This is a genomic window from Sphingopyxis sp. UBA6723 (genome assembly GCF_002454115.1).
In the GTDB taxonomy this organism is placed as follows: Bacteria; Pseudomonadota; Alphaproteobacteria; order Sphingomonadales; family Sphingomonadaceae; genus Sphingopyxis.
In genome coordinates, this window is the sequence record NZ_DKIH01000013.1 from 561,889 (window position 1) to 581,555 (window position 19,667).

Genomic DNA, 19,667 nt, shown 5'->3' on the forward strand with positions numbered 1-19,667 from the left:
TGAGAATATGCTTCAGCAACATGGTTAACGACGCGTTTAGGAAAGAGGCGCCGCTATGCGGTTACGCCCGATCGATCAGCGGGCCTGCTGCGCGGCCAGCACGCGCAGCACATTGCCGCTCCACATTTTTTCGATGTCGATGTCCGAATAACCCGCGGCTTTCAACCGCTCGGTCACCTTGGGCAGCGCCGAGATATCCTCGATGCCTTTGAGCCCGCCGCCGCCGTCCCAGTCGGCGCCGAAGCAGATATGGTCCACGCCGCCGACCTCGATCGCGCGCAAGACCATCGCCATATATTGTTCGAAATCGGCCGCCCACAGCGGCTCGGTCTTGTCGAGCTCGCGCCATTTGCGGTTGAGCTCGGCCTGCTCGGGGGGCGACAAACTGGCGATGCGTTCATATTGCCCGAACAATTCGCCGCGCGCCGGGGTCATGTTCATGTCCGACATGAAAATCGTCGAGATGCACATTGCGCCGCCCTTTGCGGCCAATGCTTTCAGACGGCCCTCGTCCAGATTGCGCGGATGGTTGTTGGTCGAGCGCAGGCTCGAATGCGACAGGATGACCGGATATTTCGACAGCGCCAGCAACTGGTCGAATGCCGCGTCCGATGCATGGCTCGCGTCGATTATGATGCCAAGCCGGTTCATCTCCGCCACCCACCGCCTGCCGAGCGGGCTGAGCCCCTTCCAGCGCGCCTCGCCGGTCGCGCTGTCGGCGAACTGGTTGGTCTTCGAATGCACCGGCCCCGCCATGCGGACGCCCTTTTGATGGAACTCGGCGAGCAGCGCGACATCCTCGCCAAGCGGATAGCTGTTCTCCATCGACTTGAAGGCGATCAGCTTGCCCGCTTTGGTCAGCGCCCGCGCGTCGGCGGCGGTCCGCGCAGCACCGATCGCATCGCCATGCTTGGTGATCGTCGCGTCGATCAGCTCCGAACGGGCGCGCGCAAAGGCCAGGGCATCGGCGTAGCCCTTGGCATCAAGCGCGCCCTGTTCGGTGTAGATAACGAAAAAGCCGCCATCGAGGTTGCCGTCTTTCATCCGCGGAATGTCGAGCTGGACCATGTCCTCGGTGCGCCCATGGCGGTCAGCGAAACTCCACCCCTGCCGTTCGAAATGCAGCGGGGTGTCGAGGTGGGTGTCGAGCACGAGCATCCGGCTGTGTAGCGGCGCTTCCGGTGTCTTAACCGCCTGTTCGCCAGTCGAGCACGCCGATAGCGCGGTGACGGCCAGCAGGGTCGTCAGGTGCTTCACCGCTTGTCCTCCACCGGTTTCAGGTCAAGATCGTGATAATCCCAGCTGAAGTCGGCAATCTTGCTCACCGCCTTCATCGTCACGCCGGTGATCTTGCCGTCGGCATCGAGCGCGAAGGTGACATAGGTAGGCTCGATCGCCGGGTCGTCAAAATCGGTGACGAAGCTGTCATATTGCCAATGTTTCAGGCGTCCCGCCATCCGCGGCGTCGAGGTGAAGTCGATCGTCAGCCCGGTCGTCGCCGACCCGATGACCACATCGCCATACCAGGGATCGCGGTAGCGCCCGGCATAGCCCGCCAGCGAAAGCGAGGGACCGCTTTTCGCTGGCGATGCCTGCGTCTGTTTCAGATATTCCACCCCGCCCGCGAGCCGTGATTGATACCAATCCTCCCATTTTTCGATCCAGCCATAATCGGGTTGATCGAGATAATGGTCGAGCAGATCGAAATAGAGGCCGAGGAGCATCCCGCTGTCTTCGCTGTTCATCATGATCGCAAAGCCGACATTCTTGTCGGGGATCATCACGACGCGGGTGATCGATCCGAACACCCCGCCGCTGTGCTGGATGATGCGGTGGCCGCGATAGTCCTGCACCTGCCAGCCGAGCGCATAGGCTTGCTGGTTCGGCTGCGCCGGTTTCAGGCTGTCGGGCAGCGGGGTGATCGGCATCGGCGTGACCGGCGCCCACATTTCCCTCGCCTGTTTTTCGCTGAACAGCCGCTTGCCGTTGGGCAGCGCGCCATAAGCGAGCTGGATCTTGAGCCATGCGGCCATATCGTCGGCGCTGAGCGCCAGCCCGCCCGCGGGCGCACCATTGCGGCCCAGCTCGTCGCGTTCGTTCAGCGCCTGCTGCGGGCCGAGACCGCGCAGCGCGCCGGACAGCCGCGCGTGCGGCCATGACCGATTGGGGATGCGGAAGCGGTCCTCGCTGTCGGTCGTCCCGTCGCGCATCCCGCCGGGGCGCAGAAGGCGATCGCGCATGAACACTTCCCACGTCTTGCCGGTGACCTCTTCGATCAGCTGACCCGCCACCGCATAGAGGATATTGTCATAGGCGTAAGCCGAGCGGAAACTGGTCTGCGGCTTGAGGTAAGCGACCCGCTCGACCGTCTGTTTGCGGGTCAAGTTGGTGCGCGGCACGAACATGAGATCGCCCTGCCCCAGCCCCAGCCCGCTGCGGTGGACGAGCAGGTCGCGGATCGTAATCTCACGCGTCACCCACGCGTCGTACATGCGGAACCACGGCATATGTTTGATGACCGGATCGTCCCACGCAATCTTGCCCTCGTCGACCAGGATCGCGAGCGCCGCCGCGGTCATCGCCTTGCCGGTCGATCCGGTCTGGAACAGCGTTTGTTTATCGACCGGCGCACGTTCGCCGAGCTTGCGAACACCCCAACCGCGCGACAGCGTCGTCTTGCCATTCTCGACGATCGCGATCGACACGCCAGGCGCGCCGACCTTCTGGCGCAAGGTCTCGACCGTTTCCACGATGTCCTTCGGCGGTTCGGCCCAGGCGGGCGCCGCGACCGACAGCATCAATGACAGAGCAAGCAGGCGGACGGCTTTCATGGGACGGTCTCCATTCGAACGGGAGCGGGGCGCAGCAGGCGCCAGACGCCGATGGTAAGCAGCGGCGCGACAAAGACGATCAGGAACAGCCAAGCGAGGAAGCGGTAGCCGCTGGCGATCAGGTCGACGAGACCGATGCGCGCTGCAACGAACATGCAGCCGATTAGAATGACCCCGCCGATCGCGGCGCGCGCGCCAGTGCCGAGCGGCGGGCGACCGCGCGCCTCGACGACCCCCGACACGCGTTCGTTGATGGCATGGATCGCGCCGACGCCGCTTTCGAGCAGCGCGGCAAAGATCATCAGCTGAAACAGGATGTGGAACCCCGGCACCGCCATCTGGCGGAGCAGAAAGTCCGAGGGCAAGGTCTCCGCGCCGATCGCCGGGTAAAAGGCCATCATCGCGACGAAAAACAGGATCGCGGGCAGCATCGTCAGCGGCCCGGCGATGATTCCCGCGACGACCGCATCGCGCTGGCTGGTCAAGTGGCGCAGCACCGGCAGGATGATCACCGCGCCGACGATATTGTAACTGGCGTAGGTCAGCCCGCCCGCGACCCAATTGCCCGACGGCGGCGGGGCATTGGCGAACCCTTCTGCGATCAAGCCGCCGAAGCTGGTCAGCGCAAAGATCAGGAACAGCGCATAAACCGCGTAGATCAGCATCGAGGCATATTTGAACAGCGTCTCGACAGTGTCGGTCCCGAAGGCGGTGAAGGCAACGATACTGGTGGCAAGTAGGATGGAACCGGCAAGTTCGGGCCAGCCAAAGGTCGCGGCGCCGATCGCACCCGCCGCGGCACCGAATACCGCAAGGATCAGGATGACAAAAATCAGATAGGCCAGCTCGAAGGCGACCCAGCCTGGCCCAAGCAGCCGCTGAAAAAACGCACGATAGTCATAGGCGCCCATCTTGCGCGCCAGCGCGAAAGTGATCGCCGCAACGACGCTCCAGATCAAGGTCGCGAGCAGCATGGCCGACAGCCCGCCCCACGGCCCCGACGGCACAAAATACTCGGCCAGTTCGCGGCCGGTAGCATAACCACCGCCGATGATGACCGCTTTCAGCGCCAGCCCGGGCAGCAGGAAGCGCTGGAACCAGCTAGAATTGGACGGCATCGGTTAATTCCTCGCTTGCGCCCCTGCGAAGGCAGGGGCCCATCACCTGCTCCATCATTCTCAACAGCCGCTCGCCGGATTTCGCAAAGGCCGGAGATGGGCCCCTGCCTTGGCAGGGGCACAAAAACGGGCCATCATGCGAGAATATTTTCGACGAGCGCGTCGAAGGAGGCGCCGCCACGGATCGGGTCGGTGACGGGCAATCCAAACCGCTGGCGCTCCGCCGCCATGAGCGCTTCGGCGGCGTCGGCGTCATAACTCGATGTATTGAGGCTGACCCCGCCGCAGCGGATCGCCGGATTGGTCCGGCCGCCGAGGCGGATCGTCAGGTCGATAACCTCCTCGATCGACGGCAGCGCAAAGCTCTCCATGCCCAGGATCACCTTGCGCGTCGGATCGTGACAGACGACGAACACATCGGGCTGGCTGCCGTGGAGCAGCCCGAGCGACACGGCGGCATAGGCGGGATTGAAGATCGACCCCTGACCTTCGATCAAGTCCCAATGATCAGCGGGCGCATCGGGGCTGAGAATCTCTGCCGCCCCCGCCTCGAAATCGGAGACCACGGCGTCCATCGGCATGCCACCGCCCGCAATCATGATCCCCGTCTGGCCGGTGGCGCGAAAGTCCGCATCGATGCCGCGTTCGACGAACGCGCGGTGCAGCGCCAGCGCGGTATATTTCTTGCCGAGCGCGCAGTCGGTGCCGACCGTCAGCAAGCGCTTGCCGCTGCGTTTGCGGCCCGTTCCAATAGGGATCGCGGGCGGCGGGGTGCGCACGTCGATGAGACGCTGCCCGGTGCGCTTCGCCGCCTCGGCCAGCGCGGGCAGGCTCGCCAGCCGGACGTGCAGCCCGCTGACGATGTCCAGCCCCGCCTCCATCGCCTCGACCAGCGCGGCGATCCAGCTGTCGCCGATCACCCCGCCCTGGTTGGCGACGCCAATCACCAGCGACCGCGCCCCCGCCGCCCGCGCTTCAGCAGGCGACATCGGCGGCAGGCCGGTGGTGACGGTGCAGCCGCCGATCGCCAGCTCACCGACGCAGCGATCCGCCGCCCAATCGGCCAGACCAAAGGCGGTCTTGGCATAGCCCGCCTCGGTCGTGTCGCCGAGGAACAGCAGATAGGGCTGCGGCAGGGTCAGGCTGCTCTCCAGCCTGCCGGTGGGCGCGTTCATCGTTTCCAACTCCAATCCGCTCAATAAGCCAGGTCGAGCGCAACACCGACGGTTCGCGGCTGGAGCGGCGAAATGCCAAGGAAGCTGGGTTGATTGAGCCCATTGGCAAAAGTCGAGCGCGCCATCTCACCCTGATTGTCGAGCAGGTTGCGGGCATAGGCACGCAAAGTCCAATGATCGTTGAAGGTGATCGAGGCGTTGAGATCGACCGACGTATAGGGCTTGGCCGTCGCGACCAGCGGATCGCTTTCGACCAGCGACAGGCGGCTGCTGGCGTGGCGGATGCCGGCCCCGAAGCTACCCTTGTTGCCACCGCCTAGTTCGAATTCATAGTCGGCGCGCAGCGCGCCGCTGAATTTCGGTACCGCGGGCAGACGGTCGCCATCGGCGCCGCTGATGTCGGGCACATCCTCGCTGAGCGTGGCGTCGGTGTAGCTGCCGGTGGCGCTGATCGTCAGCCCGGGGGTCGGGCGCAGCGCAAAGCTGCCCTCAATCCCCTTGCTGCGCGCCTTGCCGCCGTTCGCACCGCCCGACACGCCGCCGAACGAACGCACGACCTGGATGTCGGTCCAGTCCATCAGGAACAGCGCGACATCGACCGACACCAAACGATCGGCAAAGTCGGCTTTCAGCCCGATTTCATAGTTCTTCATGCGGTCGGCATCGACCGTCGGCGGCACGTTGGGAACGATGACGTTCGGCCCGCCGGGACGATAGCCGGTCGCGAGGCGCGCATAGAGCATCGCGTCGTCATTGATGTGGAACTGCGGGCTGATCGAATAGGTGAAGACGCTTTCCGCCGATGTGCCGGGATCATCGGCCTGCGGAACGATCGCCCCCGAGCTGATCTGGCGGAACGTCTGCTTGTTGCGCGCCCAGCGCAGACCGCCGGTGATTTCGAACTGGTCGCTGAGCTTGAAGGTGCCGTTCCCGAAGATCGCATATTCCTTGTATGTCGCGGGCAGCCCGACGATCGCCAGCGGATCGAGCCCGGGGATCGGATTGCCAGCCATGTCGAACGAGCGAACCAGCTGTGCATTGCTGGTGGTTTCATCGGTGAAGAAGCCGCCAATCAGCCATTCGAACCGTCCGCCGCTCGGCGAGGCAAGGCGCAGCTCCTGCGTCCATTTCTTGAGGCCGAGATCGAGCGAGAACGGTGTGATGCCCGGCGGCACCGCGCCGCCGGTCAGCAGCGGAAACAGCACGCCAAAGGCATAGCTGGCATCTTGCAGCTGCGCGCTCTGCGTTTTGCTGTACGTTGTCGCCGACGTCAGTGTCGCGGCGCCAAAATCGTAATCGAGCGTTGCCGAATAATAGTCGAGATCGACGTCGAACGATTCGGGGACGAAATTGTTGAACGACCGACCATCACCCAGCCGCTGTCCGGTCAGGTCGGCGGCGTAGAGGGCGTTGCCCTCGGAATCGAGCGACTGCCAGATCCCGGCCAGCTTCACGCTGAATTCGGGCGTCGGCGTCCACAGCAGCGCCGCGCGGCCGCCGCGCTGTTCATAATCATTCTGGTCCTTCAGCGCGGCATTGTTGACGCTGTCGACCCAGCCCGGGGTGCTGCGCCAGGCGAAGCTGCCGCTCACCGCCAGCTTGTCCTGCACGATCGGCACATTGACCATCACCTGCGCGCCCCAGCCGAGCCCATCGCCGCCCTTGATCGCGAAACCTTCAACCCCCGCCTTGACGCTGAAGGCATTGGTGTTCGGCTGGACCGTGACATATTTTACCAGGCCGCCGATCGAACTAGCGCCATAAAGCGTACCCTGCGGCCCTTTCAGCACCTCGATCCGCTCCAGATCATAGGGCATCAGGTCGATCGTGAACGCCCCGGCCCGGTTGTAGATCGCGCTCGATCCCACCGGTGCGTCATCCAGATAGATGCCGACGGTCTGGCTCGAGTTCAGCGGCGCAACGCCGCGCAGCGTGATCGTCGTCTGACCGGGCGTACCGCCGTTGCTGACATTCATGCCGGGGACGTAACCCGCATAGTCAACGAGCGATGCCGAGCCTTGTTGCTGAAGCGCCTCGCCGTTCACCACGGCGATGGCGATCGGCACGTCCTGCACGTTCTGAACGCGCTTTTGCGCGGTCACGACGATTTCGCCTGCCGCCTCAACCGCGCCGGCTTCCTGCGCCTGCACCGGCATTGCGGCGATCAATGCGGTGATACTCGCCGCGAAATATAGTCCCTTGTTCATTGTCTTACCCCCAGACTTGCGCCAGCAGGCGGCGGAAATTGCCCCCTAACACGGCGGTGATGTTGTCGTTTGAATATCCTCGGCGGATCAGTTCATCGGTCAGGTCGAAGACCTTCAAAGGATGATCGAACCCGTCGATGTCGATCTTGTCGCGAAAGGCGTAGCTGCCCTTGTAGGCGCCCTTGAGCAGCGCATATTCGTCGGGCTTCATGTCGTCATAGCCGTGCAGGTCGGCGTCCGATCCGATCCCGACATGATCGATCCCGACCAGCTTGGCGACATGGTCGATATGGTCGGCCATATGTCCGACATTGGTCGGATCGGAGGTGCGAACAAACATCCGGACCCCGGTGATGCCCATCACCCCGCCTTTGGCCGCCAGCGCCTTGATCGCCGCGTCGGTCTTGACCCGCGGATGATCGACCAGCGCACGCGCATTGCTGTGGGTGATCGCGATCGGCCCCTTGGCGATGGCGATGGCATCGAGCGTCGTCTGGTCGCCGCAATGCGACACATCCACAAGCATATGCTGCTTTTCCATCTCGGCGATGATCGCGGCGCCATAATCGCTGACCCCACCGTCGACCCGTTCGGTGCTTCCCGAACCGATCAGATTCTGGCTGTTATAGGTCAGCTGCGCACAGCGCAGGCCAAGGCGGCGGAACAGCGCGACATCCTCGATCTTCTCAAAATGCTCGGCATTCTGGATGCCCATGATGACGGCGCATTTCTTATCGGCCTTCGCACGATCGAGATCGGCAACGCCATCGACCAGGGTGAAGACATGGCTGTTGCGCCCGGCAAAACCCTGCCAGCCCGCGAGAAATGTCAGCGCCTGTTCTTTTGCATCCGGACCGCCCAGACCATAGGCATTGTGAAAGCCCGTGATACCGCTGGCCTTGAACTCTACCGCCTCGGCATCGGTCAAACGGTGGGTGATATAGTCGGTCGACAGGGTGATCTTGAGCGGCGCCAGCATGTCGATGACGAGCGACGAGGCCACCAGGTCGACCGCGCGGCGCGAGTAGCGGCGCCCCGGCGCCGCCGCAAAGGCAAACGCTCCGCGGTTGATCATCGGCGCAGACACAGCAGCCCCCACCACGCCCGCCACCATGGCGCGGCGCGTCAGCGGGAATGATCGACTCATTCCACCCTCCACTCTCGAAATTTACACTTTCACGACTATTGTCCTAATCAGAAAATAGTCAACCCATTTAGGACATCAAACTGTCGTTATCCCCAAATTTCTGCCGGGCAATGGATCATCCCATCGCGATATTCGACGCCCGGCGCTCGATCACGCGCGAGGAAGGTCGGCCCATCGAGATCGACGATGTCGCACAGCTGGCCCAGCACGAACGACGGGGCCATCGACAGGCTGGTCCCCATCATGTTGCCGACCATGACGTCGAGCCCCAGTTTTCGCGCCTGCCGCGCGATCGCCAGCCCCTCGGTCAGCCCGCCGCACTTATCGAGCTTGATGTTCACGACATCGAAGCGGCCGACCAGCGTCGCGGTATCGGCAAGTGTCACCGCGCTTTCGTCGGCGACGAACGGCAGCGGCCGTTTCAACCCGTCGAGATCGGCCTCGCGCCCGCGCTTCAGCGGCTGTTCGAGCTGCGCGATGCGGGTCTGAACCAGCACTGGCAGCAGTTCGGCGAGGGTCGCGACATCATAGCCCTGATTGGCATCGACCCCGATCCACGCATGCGGGCGCGCGGTGCGGATCGCGACGACTCGAGCGATGTCGTCGCTCAGATCCCCGGTCAGCTTGACCTTTATCGGCGCGTCGGGATCGATCGCCAACGCGGCTTTCGCCATATTGCCTGCGCTATCAGCGCCGAGCGTCAGCGTCGAGGGCAGTGCGCGGGGTGGTTTCAATCCCGCCAGTTCCCATACCGGCCGCCCCGTTTGCTTCGCTTCCAGATCCCAAAAGGCGCAGTCGAGCGCATTGCGCGCCCCGCCCGGCGGCAGCAGTTGCTGCAAATCCGCCCGCGTCGCACCAGCCTCGATCGCATCGCGGACGCGCGTCGCTTCGGCCAGCATATGGTCGATATCGTCGTCCAGATAATAGACCCCCGCCCCCTCGCCGCGCCCGACATGCCTGCCGTCGGACAGTTCGGCGACGAGCAGCGCGGTTTCGGTGAAGACATGCCCCGAAATGCGGAACGGCTGGTGGTAGGGAAACCGCTCGACCCGAAGGTCGAGCGTCAGTTCCTGCGTCATTTGCAGCGCCATCAATAAACCATTCCAAAGCCATAGAGGTTGAAGACGAGCGTCACCCACACCAGCACCAGTGCCGCGAGCGCCAGCAGCACGGCACCGAGCTTCATCGTCCAGCGACGCTTGTCCTTGATCGTCAGCCACAGGTGCCAGCCCGCGGTTGCCAGCAGGCCGAAGCTTGCCACCGGGGTCAGGATGCGCAGCAGGTGGATCAGCCAGTCGAGCGGACCGCCCAGGCTGCCGATGTCGGCCGAGAAGGCCGCAATGAGCCCAAGCCAACCGGCGAGCGCCGCCAGCACCAGCCACGCGAAGATGCGCGACAGCCGGTACGCGCGCCGCGACTTGCCTTCGAGCGCAAAATCGGCCTTGAAGCTGCGCCGGACGAGCGCGCGCACCGGCCACGCCAGCGCGGCGAGCAGCACGATGCCCAGCGCGGCGATCAGCGCCGGGTTGAGCCACGCCGCATTGACGCTCGCCGGGGCGGGTTCGAACACCATGAACGGCGAACCGGCATCGACGCTGAAGCGCACCACGCGGCCGTCCTTGACCTCGGCGGCCAGCCGCTCGCCGGTACCACGGTCACGCCACACGAAGGGTTCGACCTCCACCCAGTCGCGCGCTCCGGCGCCGAGCCCGTCGAGCGCCGGGAATGTGATCTTGCCATCTTCGGTGAGCGAGATGGTCGCCTGCCCCAACAGCCCGAGCAGGCTCAGGAAATTGGTGAACGACCCGCGGCTGCTGACATAATTGCCGACCATCATCTGCGCGTGCTCGGCGGCGGTCTTGGCGTCGACGGCTCCTCCCTTGTCCTCGCCGGGAAGATAACGATCGGCAAATTTGTGGAACAGCGCGCTGCGGATCGCGCCCGCGTCGCCCTGGGTTCCGGCGCTGTTCATCGACACATAAACGCCGATGTCATCCTCGGGGAACAGCCACAGATAGGAGTGGAACCAGACCGTGTCGCCGCCATGCGCGATCGCGCGCCGACCGTTGACCCATTGCTCGTAGAAACCGAGCGCCATGCTGTTGAGCGGGCCGACACCGGGCGCCTTGAAATCATGCATCTGTTTCGCGGTTTCAGGCTTCAGCAGTCCAGCGCCGTCGTTCAGGTGCGCGATCATGAATTTCGCCATATCGGCACCGCTCGCCGACAGGCTGCCCGCAGGACCGGGAATGACGATCTCGAACGGTTTTGCCTTTTGCGTGATGTCGGGATAGCCTTTGGCCATATGCGGCGCGAGGCGCGCGGGCAGCGGCTGGCGGAACGTCGAGTGCGTCATGCCGAGGGGCTTGAAAATCCGGTTTTCGATATAGGTATCGAACGGCTCGCCGCTGACTCGTTCGACGATATAGCCAGCAAGCGCAGTGGCATAGTTGGAATAAGCCGGGGTGGTTCCCGGCGCAAAGACGCGCGCTGGCAGCGCCAGCGGCATCTGTTCTTTTAGCGTCATCACCGCCTTCGGATCGCTGCTAATCAGGTGACGCACCGACTCCTCGAATCCAGCGGTATGCGTCATGATGTTGCGCATCGTGACGGGCTTGCCCTCAAAGGGCGGAATCTTGAAATCGAGATAGGCGTTGACGTCCTTGTCGAGGTCGATCTTGCCCGCTTCGACCTGCTGCATCACCGCGGTCCACGTCAGCAGTTTCGACACCGAGCCGGGACGGAACATCGTGGTGTCAGGCAGCACCGGGGCGCGCTTGGCAACGTCGGCAAAGCCATAGCCTTTTTGCAGCACGACCTGATCGCCGCGGACGACGACGACAACCGCACCGGGGATCCGCGCGCGTTCAAGCGCATAAGGCAGATAACCGTCCATCCACGCTTCAAGATCGGCGGCGTTGAGCGCGACGGGCGCTTTCTGCGCCTTCGGGGCAGGTGCCGCCACTGTCTCGACTTTCTTCGCCGTTGGCGCGGGCAGCGGCCCCTGCGCCGCCAGCGGCAGCGCGGCGAGCGCCGCCAGTCCTATCATCGCCTTGCGGATGAAACGCATCACTTTCCCCTTTTGTCCGGCACGCCCTGTCTGACCTTGCAGCAAGCCGCGCGACCCCTTACCAAGGGTCAACAACTGTTAACCCGATAGGGACATAATGATCCTGATTAGAAAATTGTCAAATATGGAATGGAAATTTTGATGGCGGCTCGTGTGGCCCCACCCACGCTCGGCACCGTAATGAAGAGCATTCGCTCGCGAAACGGCTGGACGCTCAAGGAGATGAGCGCCAAATCGGGCATCCCGGTTTCGACCTTGTCAAAGGTCGAACATGACCGGCTGACGCTGAGTTATGACAAATTGCAACAGCTTAGCCAGCGACTCAGCATCCGCATGGCGGACCTGTTCGCGGAGGAGGAGAGCGATAGCGCTCCGCGTGTCACCGGTCGCCGCAGCGTCGGAACGATCGAACAGGCGGTGCGCGTCACCACCGACAATTACGATTATCATTACCTTTGCACCGACCTGCGCCAGAAACGGATGATCCCGATCATCACCCGCATCCGCGCCCACAGCGCACGCGAATTTGGCGAGCTCGTCCGCCATCAGGGCGAGGAATTCATCTATGTGCTGGAGGGCGAGATCGAGATTCACACGGAATTCTATGACCCCGTGGCGCTGAAGACAGGTCAGGGCATCTATCTCGATTCGTCGATGGGCCACGCTTATGTGGTTGCCGAGGGCTTTGACGAGGCGCTGGTGCTGGGCGTCTGTTCGAGCGCCGACGAAGGGTTGATGGATTCGCTGATGAGCCTGCACGGCTGATTGCATTCGGAGAAAATTGATGGCCTGTTCGCGGCCCTTTATCCCATCCGCCTTGCTGCTGTGCAGTTCGATGCTGCTGTCGGCGTCAGTTGCCGCGCAGGCGCCCGCCTATGACCTGATCATTCGCGGCGGCACGCTTTACGACGGGTCGGGCCAGCTCCCCGTCGTCGGCGATGTCGCGATCAAGGACGACCGGATCGTCGCGGTGGGCATAGTGGCGGGAACCGCAAAAAGCGAGGTGCAGGCCAAGGGCATGGCGGTGGCGCCTGGCTTTATCAACATGCTGAGCTGGGCAACCGAATCGCTGATCGTCGATCCCAAAAGCCAGAGCGACATCCGGCAGGGGGTCACGCTGGAGGTGATGGGCGAAGGCTGGTCGATGGGACCGCTCAGCCCCGAAATGAAGCGCCAGGAAACCGAGCGGCAGGGCGACCTTAAATTCCCGATCGAATGGACCAGCCTCGGTGACTATCTCAGCTATCTGGAAAAACGCGGCGTTTCGACCAATGTCGCGAGCTTCGTCGGCGCCGCGACGGTGCGCGTCCACGAACTCGGCGAAGGTGACGTCGATCCCACCCCGGCGCAGCTCGACAAGATGCGCGCGCTGGTGCGGGAAGCGATGAACGACGGCGCGATGGGGGTCGGCAGCTCGCTGATCTACGCGCCCGGCTCCTACGCCGAAACCGATGAACTCGTCGCGCTGACCAGCGAAGCCGCGAAATGCGGCGGCATGTACATCAGCCATATGCGCTCCGAAGGCGATCGCATCGAACAGGCGGTCGACGAACTGATCGACATTTCGCGGCGATCGGGCGCGCCCGCCGAAATCTATCATCTCAAGCTGGCAGGGCGCAGCAACTGGGACAAGCTCGATACCATCGTGAAAAAGATCGAGGATGCGCGCGCCGAAGGGCTCCGGATCACCACCGATATGTACACCTACACCGCTGGCGCGACCGGGCTCGACGCCGCGATGCCGACATGGGTTCAGGCGGGCGGACTGGAGGCATGGATCGAACGGCTGAAAGATCCTGCCACCCGCGCGCGCGTCGCCGCCGAAATGAAACAGCCCGGCAGCGACTGGGAGAATCTCTACTATGGCGCAGGCGCCGACAAGATGATCCTCTCGGGCTTCAAGAACGAGAAGCTCAAACCGCTCACCGGCAAGACGCTGGCCGAGGTCGCGGCGATGCGCGGCAAATCGGCCGAAGAAACCGCGATGGACCTGGTGGTCGAGGACGGATCGCGCGTCGGAACCGTCTATTTCCTGATGTCGGAGGACAATGTCCGCAAACAGATTCAGCTGCCGTGGATGAGCTTCGGATCCGATGCGTCGTCACAGGCGCCCGAGGGTCATTTCCTGAAATCGGGCGCGCACCCGCGCACCTACGGCAATTTCGCGCGCCTGCTCGGTCGCTATGTCCGCGATGAAAAACTGATCTCGCTGGAACAGGCGGTGTACCGGCTGACCGCCCTCCCCGCCGCCAATCTGGGGATCAAGGATCGCGGCGCGCTCAAACCCGGCTATTATGCCGACGTCGTGGTGTTTGATCCGGCGACCGTCGCCGACCTGTCGACGTTTGAGAAACCGCACCAGTATTCGATCGGTATGCGTGATGTGTTCGTCAACGGCATCCCGGTGCTGCGCGGCGGCGAACATAGCGGGGCCACACCGGGGCGCGTGGTCCGCGGCCCCGGATGGAATCGTTGCCCTTAGCGATCTTGCTTAAACGCCTGATTTGGCATCGCTTTGCCCGCACTAGTACATCATCGGCGTTTTTCTGCGGGAAAAACCTGCTGACGCGGACTTAAAGCCGCAGTGCGCAGCCCGTTAATTGTCGCATGACCACCAAAGCAACACCATCGAACGAGCCGGTAGGACGGCTCCTGGATTGGCTGGGGCTCCGCAGCGCGCGAAGCTCCCCTCCGACCGGACGGCACGCGCCGCCCGATGGTGGCGGCGGCGCTCGCGATCTTGCCCAACTCGCCCGGCATCAGCTGATCGGCACGATCATGGCGTTTCTGGTCGATAATGACCTTGATGTGTCACCGGCGAATTTGTTGCTGGCACATGCCGCCTTCTCGGGCATGAACCCGCATCTGGCGCGCCAGATTACGTCGCGGTCGCAATCGCCCGATGGGATCACCCAGCAATGGCTGAACGAACTCGGCGAGCACAACAGTGCTCCCGCCGACCATGCCGATCTCGACCGCCTGATGACGCGGCTCGAAACCAACCTCGAATCCTTCCACACCCATGCCAAGGAAGCGCGGACGGTCACGAGCGACTATGGCTCCGAACTCGAACAGCATGTCGATGATCTGGAACAGCTGCAGAAAACCGGCCGCATCGTCTCCAGCCTCGCCGATCTTGCCAAGGTGATGCTCGAACGTACGCGCAAGGCCGAGGATCATATGCGCAAAAGCGAGGACGAAGCGAAATCGCTGCGCCGCAGCCTCGAACGCGCCAAACGCGATGCCGAACTCGATTTCCTGACCGGCCTGCCCAACCGCCGCGCTTTCGAAATCCTGCTCGATCGCCACTACAAGGAAGCACGCGCCGCGTGCGAGCCGCTGAGCGTTGCCTTTTGCGACATCGACGAATTCAAGAAGGTCAACGACATCCACGGCCATGAGGCTGGCGATCGGGTGATCAAGGCGATCGCCGACACGCTGTCGCGAATTTCGGACGACCGCTGCCATGTTGCGCGCCACGGCGGTGAGGAATTTGTCATGCTGTTCCGCGGCCTGACCCCCACGCAAGCCGCCGAGCGGCTGGACGAAGCCCGCGAACAGCTCGCCGAACGCAGGCTGATCAATCGCAAGACGGACGAACCGTTCGGACAGATCACCTTTTCCGGCGGCGTCGCTGACGTCTTTGGTTATGGCGAAACGCGCGGGGCACTCAAGGCCGCTGACGATGCGCTGTACAAAGCGAAAGCGGGCGGTCGTAATCGCATCGAGCTCGCTGACCCCAGCTGAACCGAGCTTCCCGCCAGGGGACGTGACGCAGCGAACCAGCGCCCCGCAAAGTGCGCCGGTTCGCGGCACACAGGCCCGATCAGCGGCTCCAGCGCGCGAAAATTGCCGTGGGAAGCAGCAATCCCCGGGTCTCTTCGCGCACCGCCAGCTCGCCGCATTCAACCTGACCGGGCAGGTCAGCAAACAGCTGCGCCAGCAACTCTCCGATCGCCAGCGCCGACATACGCACCGCATAGACGGTGAGGAATAGCGCGCGGCTGTCGGCATCGAGCAACCGGCGGCAATCGGTCAGCAGCGGCGCCAGCCCCTCCTCCAGCTGCCAGCGTTCACCGCCGGGACCGCGCCCGAATTTGGGCGGGTCGAGCAGGATCGCGTCATAGCGTTTCTCGCGCCGCACTTCGCGCGCGGTGAATTTGCCGGCGTCGTCGAGGATCCAGCGTAGCGGCCTGTCGGCCATCCCCGCCAGCGCCGCATTTTCGCGCGCCTGTCCCACCGATTTCTTCGACGCATCAACGTGGGTCACGGTCGCCCCAGCAGCGGCGAGCGCCTGACTCCCGACGCCGGTATAGCCGAACAGGTTCAGGAACGCCGGATCGGGCTTGTCGGCGACCTGCGCGCGCAGCCAATCCCATACCGGGGCCATGTCAGGGAAAAAACCCAAATGGCGAAAGGGGGTGCATTGCGCGGTGAAGCGCGTCTCGCGCCATGCCAGCGGCCAACCTTCGGCTGGAACGGGCTTGTTATAGTACCAGCGTCCGCCGCCATCATCGTCCGACGCCGGGATGAATTCGCCGTCGGCGGCTTCCCATTCGCTGGTGGGCAGCGCGGGCGCCCACATCGCCTGCGGTTCGGGGCGAATGAAGCGGTAGCGGCCATAACGTTCGAGCTTGCGGCCATGGCCACTGTCAACCAGCCCATAATCGTCCCACGCCTCACCGACGAGGGTGACAAGCGGCAACAGCTCAGCCACGCGCGGCTTCGGCCAGCACATAGGCCTTCACGGCGTCATAGTCGCCCGGAAGGCGCTCGTAACGCTCTTCCCGCTCGAACAGATTGCCCATCCTTGGCGGCAAGGCGGGACGCACGCCGGTTGCACGCTCGACAGCGTCACGGAACTTCGCCGGATGCGCGGTCGCCAGCGTGACGACGGGAATATCGGAATCAATCTCCAGCGCGCGCGCCGCGGCCAGCCCGACGGCGCTGTGTGGATCGATAATCTGCCCGCCATGCTCCTGCGCCCAGCGCAGCGCGAGCGACATCGCGTCGCCGTCGATGCTGGCGCTCGAAAACAGCCCACGTGCGCTGGTCAGCATGTCGGCAGGGATGGTCATCGCGCGATGGCGGTCGAACTCGCCCATCATCGCGGTAATAGCAGCACCGTCGCGGCCCGACAGGTCGAAGAGCAGGCGCTCGAAATTGCTGCTGACCTGAATGTCCATGCTGGGGGTCGCCGTCGCGGTGACGGTTCCCGCGCTATAGTCGCCTTTGGTGAGAGCACGGTGGAGGATGTCGTTGACGTTGGTGGCGACGACCAGTCGCGCGATCGGCAGTCCCATCTGCGCCGCGACATAACCCGCAAACACGTCGCCGAAATTGCCCGTTGGCACAGAAAAAGCAACCGAACGGTCGGGACCACCGAGGCGGACGGCGGCGTAGAAATAATAGACAACCTGCGCCATCAGCCGCGCCCAGTTGATGCTGTTTACCGCTGACAGGGTCAGCTGGCCGCGCGCTTCTTCGTCGCCGAACAACCGCTTCACCATCGCCTGCGCATCGTCGAAACTGCCGTCGATCGCGATGTTGTGCACATTCGGCGCCAGCACCGTTGTCATCTGGCGCCGCTGCACGTCGCTGACCCGGCCTTCGGGATGCAGCATGAAAATCTGGATATGCTCGCGCCCCGCAACCGCCTCGATCGCCGCCGATCCGGTGTCGCCCGAGGTCGCTCCGACGATGGTGATATTCGTGTCGCCGCCGCTCAGGAATTTTTCGAACAGCTGGCCCAGCAATTGCAGCGCAACGTCCTTGAACGCCAGCGTCGGGCCGTGGAACAGTTCGAGCAGCCAGTGGCGGTGGTCCAGCTGGACGAGCGGGGTCACCGCGTCATGGCTGAAACTGCCATAGGCCGCGCGGCACAAATCTCGCAGCTCGTCCTCCGACAACACGCCTGCGACGAACGGACGCATGACGCGCACCGCGGTTTCGGCATAGCTGAGCCCCGCCAGCGCACGAATATCCTCAACCGCCATCTGCGGCCAGCGCGCGGGCAGATAGAGGCCGCCATCGCTGGCAAGCCCCGCGAGCGTGGCGGCACGAAAGTCGAGGGTCGGCGCAGTGCCGCGGGTGCTGATATAGTCCATGACGCCAAAGCGCCTAGCGGCGCGGGCTCAAGGCCGCAAGCGGCGACGGACGGCGAGGAAATAGATGAGCAACGCCGCGGCAGCGAAGAGGAACCATTGGACCGCATAGGCGAGATGATTATTTGGCGTATTGTCGGCCGACGGCACTGCACTTGGGCGCAACCCGGCGGCTGGCGTGTCGGCGATCAACATCGCCCGCGCGGGAGAGGCCTTGCCCGCGGCGCGCTCCATCACCGTCGGTTGGTCAGGGCCCGGAACGATCGTCCCCTGTACGATCCCGCCGGTCCATTTCGGCGGGGTGAAATCATCCGAAATACCGACGTCGACCAACACCCCAGGCCCTTCGGCGCCGGTGCGGCAATCGGCGATCATGCGAAAGCCAGCCTTGCCCTTCTGGTCCGTGCCGCTGCGCGGATCCCAGCGCACGGGTTCGAGGCACACCACGCTGCTTTTGCGGAACAGGAAGGCTTCGGCGACCGGCGGCAGTTCGGGGTATGTGACCAGCGACGACATCGCCATGTTGCGCTGGTAGAGCACGACCAGCGCTTCCTTCTCGTTCTTGCGCTGGAGCTGCCACACCCCGAGGGCGACCATCACCAGCACCGCAATGATCACAATGATCGTCGGGACCAGCGGCCAGCGTCGCGGCGGTGAGGCGACAGGATCAGTCATGCGGTGCGTCGTCCACTTGACGACCCTCGGCCGCCTGCCGCTGATGCTCGCTCGCGATCAGCGCACCCTTGGCAACGCGCAGGCCATAAACTACCGCAGCGGCGGTCAGCGGTACCCACAAGAGCACATGCACCCACAAGGGCGGCTGCACCGCCGCATCGAGCCCCAGCGCCGCGGCAACCAGCAAGGCACCAATGATAAGGGTCAGGAACGCGGCGGGACCGTCGCCGACATTGTAGCGACCATAATCGAGCCCGCAGGCGTCACATTTCGCATGGAATTGCACCGGCCCGTTAAACAAGGTTTTGGCGCCGCATTCGGGACAGAGGCCAAAAAGGGCAGCGCGCCAGACCGGCGGCTGCCCCTTTGGAATGATTGTGCCGTCAGGCAATTTAGTGCGCGGCGACCGGCGCGCCCCAGCCGCCCCAGACGTAGATGATGATGAACAGGAATAGCCACACCACATCGACGAAATGCCAATACCAGGCAGCCGCTTCAAAGCCGAAATGCTGTTTGGGCGTGAAGTGTCCCTTGTACGTGCGCGCCAGGCAGACGATCAGGAAGATCGTGCCGACCAGCACGTGGAACCCGTGGAAGCCGGTCGCCATGTAGAACGCCGAGCTGTAATTGCTCTGGCCAAAGGCGAAGGGGGCTGCGGCATATTCATAGGCCTGAATTGCCGAGAAGATCGCGCCCAGAATGATCGTCGCCCACAGGCCCTTTTTCAGGCCGTCGCGGTCGCCGTGGATCAGCGAGTGATGCGCCCAAGTGATCGTCGTCCCCGAGCACAGCAGGATCAACGTGTTGAGCAGCGGCAGCGAGAAGGCGTCAATAACTTCGATGCCCTTGGGCGGCCACTGGGTGATCGCCTCGGCGCCTTCCTGGCCGAACAGCGAGGTAACCGCGCCATCAACATATTCGATCGGCACCGGGAACAGGGTGAAATCGAACCACGCCCAGAACCAACCGACGAAAAACATCACTTCCGACGCGATAAACAGGATCATCCCGTACCGCAGGTGAAGCTGAACGACCGGGGTGTGATCGCCGGCATGGGCTTCGTTGATGACGTCCGACCACCAGCTGAAAAAGGTTGCGATCACGCCCATGAAGCCCAGACCAAGCACCCACTTGCCCGCGCCGCCGAAATAATCGTCGTGCATGAACATCACGAGGCCAAAGAACATCACCATCGCGGCGAACGACCCAATCAGCGGCCAGACGCTGGGATTTACGAGGTGGTAGTCATGATGTTTCGCACCGGACATGGCGTGTTTCCCGTTTTTGGCAGTCCCGGCATCGCGATTCCCCATCGCCCGCCGGTCTTGTTAGACTCTTGA

Annotated in this window: 16 protein-coding genes; 3 read left to right on the plus strand and 13 right to left on the minus strand. The window is 63.5% G+C overall.

Translation table 11 applies throughout. The features are described from left to right. Window positions 1-75: 75 nt before the first annotated feature. The 8 genes from B4F07_RS15910 to B4F07_RS15945 all read right to left on the minus strand — a co-directional run bounded on the left by B4F07_RS15910 (window position 76) and on the right by B4F07_RS15945 (window position 11,548). Window positions 76-1,257: a dipeptidase gene (locus tag B4F07_RS15910; RefSeq protein ID WP_293700874.1), complete on the minus strand. Its 1,182-nt coding sequence runs from the start codon at window positions 1,255-1,257 to the stop codon at window positions 76-78. After that, on the minus strand, window positions 1,254-2,831 hold the full coding sequence (locus B4F07_RS15915) for a serine hydrolase (protein WP_293700875.1): 1,578 nt from the start codon (window positions 2,829-2,831) through the stop codon (window positions 1,254-1,256). The genes B4F07_RS15910 and B4F07_RS15915 overlap by 4 nt, the downstream gene beginning before the upstream one ends. Continuing rightward, window positions 2,828-3,949, minus strand: a complete 1,122-nt coding sequence (locus B4F07_RS15920; RefSeq protein ID WP_293700876.1) for a hypothetical protein — start codon at window positions 3,947-3,949, stop codon at window positions 2,828-2,830. Before B4F07_RS15920 ends, B4F07_RS15915 begins: the two co-directional genes overlap by 4 nt. Window positions 3,950-4,083: 134 nt before the next feature. Further along, window positions 4,084-5,124 (minus strand): DUF1611 domain-containing protein, encoded by a 1,041-nt coding sequence (locus B4F07_RS15925; RefSeq protein WP_293700877.1) that lies wholly within the window; start codon window positions 5,122-5,124, stop codon window positions 4,084-4,086. Window positions 5,125-5,144: 20 nt separating this feature from the next. Then, window positions 5,145-7,331 carry a TonB-dependent receptor gene (locus B4F07_RS15930; protein WP_293700878.1) on the minus strand — a complete coding sequence of 729 codons (2,187 nt, stop codon included), beginning with the start codon at window positions 7,329-7,331 and terminating at the stop codon, window positions 5,145-5,147. A 4-nt stretch (window positions 7,332-7,335) separates the two neighbouring features. Continuing rightward, window positions 7,336-8,478, minus strand: coding sequence for a dipeptidase (locus B4F07_RS15935; protein WP_293700879.1), 1,143 nt, complete (start codon window positions 8,476-8,478; stop codon window positions 7,336-7,338). An 86-nt stretch (window positions 8,479-8,564) separates the two neighbouring features. Then, complete coding sequence (locus B4F07_RS15940; RefSeq protein ID WP_293700880.1) at window positions 8,565-9,557, minus strand: dipeptide epimerase; 993 nt, start codon at window positions 9,555-9,557, stop codon at window positions 8,565-8,567. An 11-nt stretch (window positions 9,558-9,568) separates the two neighbouring features. Continuing rightward, window positions 9,569-11,548, minus strand: coding sequence for a serine hydrolase domain-containing protein (locus B4F07_RS15945; RefSeq protein WP_293700881.1), 1,980 nt, complete (start codon window positions 11,546-11,548; stop codon window positions 9,569-9,571). Window positions 11,549-11,689: 141 nt separating this feature from the next. Between B4F07_RS15945 and B4F07_RS15950 the strand changes: the two genes are divergently transcribed. The 3 genes from B4F07_RS15950 (at window position 11,690) to B4F07_RS15960 (ending at window position 15,295) form a co-directional block, all read left to right on the plus strand. Then, complete coding sequence (locus B4F07_RS15950) at window positions 11,690-12,313, plus strand: helix-turn-helix domain-containing protein (protein WP_293700882.1); 624 nt, start codon at window positions 11,690-11,692, stop codon at window positions 12,311-12,313. Between the two features lie 19 nt (window positions 12,314-12,332). Next, window positions 12,333-14,030 (plus strand): N-acyl-D-amino-acid deacylase family protein, encoded by a 1,698-nt coding sequence (locus B4F07_RS15955; RefSeq protein ID WP_293700883.1) that lies wholly within the window; start codon window positions 12,333-12,335, stop codon window positions 14,028-14,030. Window positions 14,031-14,155: 125 nt separating this feature from the next. After that, window positions 14,156-15,295: a sensor domain-containing diguanylate cyclase gene (locus tag B4F07_RS15960; RefSeq protein WP_293700884.1), complete on the plus strand. Its 1,140-nt coding sequence runs from the start codon at window positions 14,156-14,158 to the stop codon at window positions 15,293-15,295. A 79-nt stretch (window positions 15,296-15,374) separates the two neighbouring features. On the opposite strand, the gene B4F07_RS15965 is transcribed toward B4F07_RS15960, so the two are convergent. From B4F07_RS15965 to B4F07_RS15985, 5 genes are read right to left on the minus strand one after another with little or no spacing between them, the layout of a single operon-like run. Further along, window positions 15,375-16,253, minus strand: coding sequence for a class I SAM-dependent methyltransferase (locus tag B4F07_RS15965; protein WP_293700958.1), 879 nt, complete (start codon window positions 16,251-16,253; stop codon window positions 15,375-15,377). A 4-nt stretch (window positions 16,254-16,257) separates the two neighbouring features. After that, the gene (gene thrC / locus B4F07_RS15970) at window positions 16,258-17,655 is read right to left on the minus strand and encodes a threonine synthase (RefSeq protein ID WP_293700885.1); all 1,398 of its coding nucleotides are present in this window, start codon (window positions 17,653-17,655) and stop codon (window positions 16,258-16,260) included. Between the two features lie 27 nt (window positions 17,656-17,682). Beyond that, window positions 17,683-18,327, minus strand: a complete 645-nt coding sequence (locus tag B4F07_RS15975; protein WP_293700886.1) for an SURF1 family protein — start codon at window positions 18,325-18,327, stop codon at window positions 17,683-17,685. Next, on the minus strand, window positions 18,320-18,718 hold the full coding sequence (locus B4F07_RS15980) for a DUF983 domain-containing protein (RefSeq protein WP_293700887.1): 399 nt from the start codon (window positions 18,716-18,718) through the stop codon (window positions 18,320-18,322). Before B4F07_RS15980 ends, B4F07_RS15975 begins: the two co-directional genes overlap by 8 nt. A gap of 1 nt (window position 18,719) precedes the next feature. Next, window positions 18,720-19,595, minus strand: coding sequence for a cytochrome c oxidase subunit 3 (locus B4F07_RS15985; RefSeq protein ID WP_293700888.1), 876 nt, complete (start codon window positions 19,593-19,595; stop codon window positions 18,720-18,722). Between the last annotated feature and the right edge of the window lie 72 nt (window positions 19,596-19,667).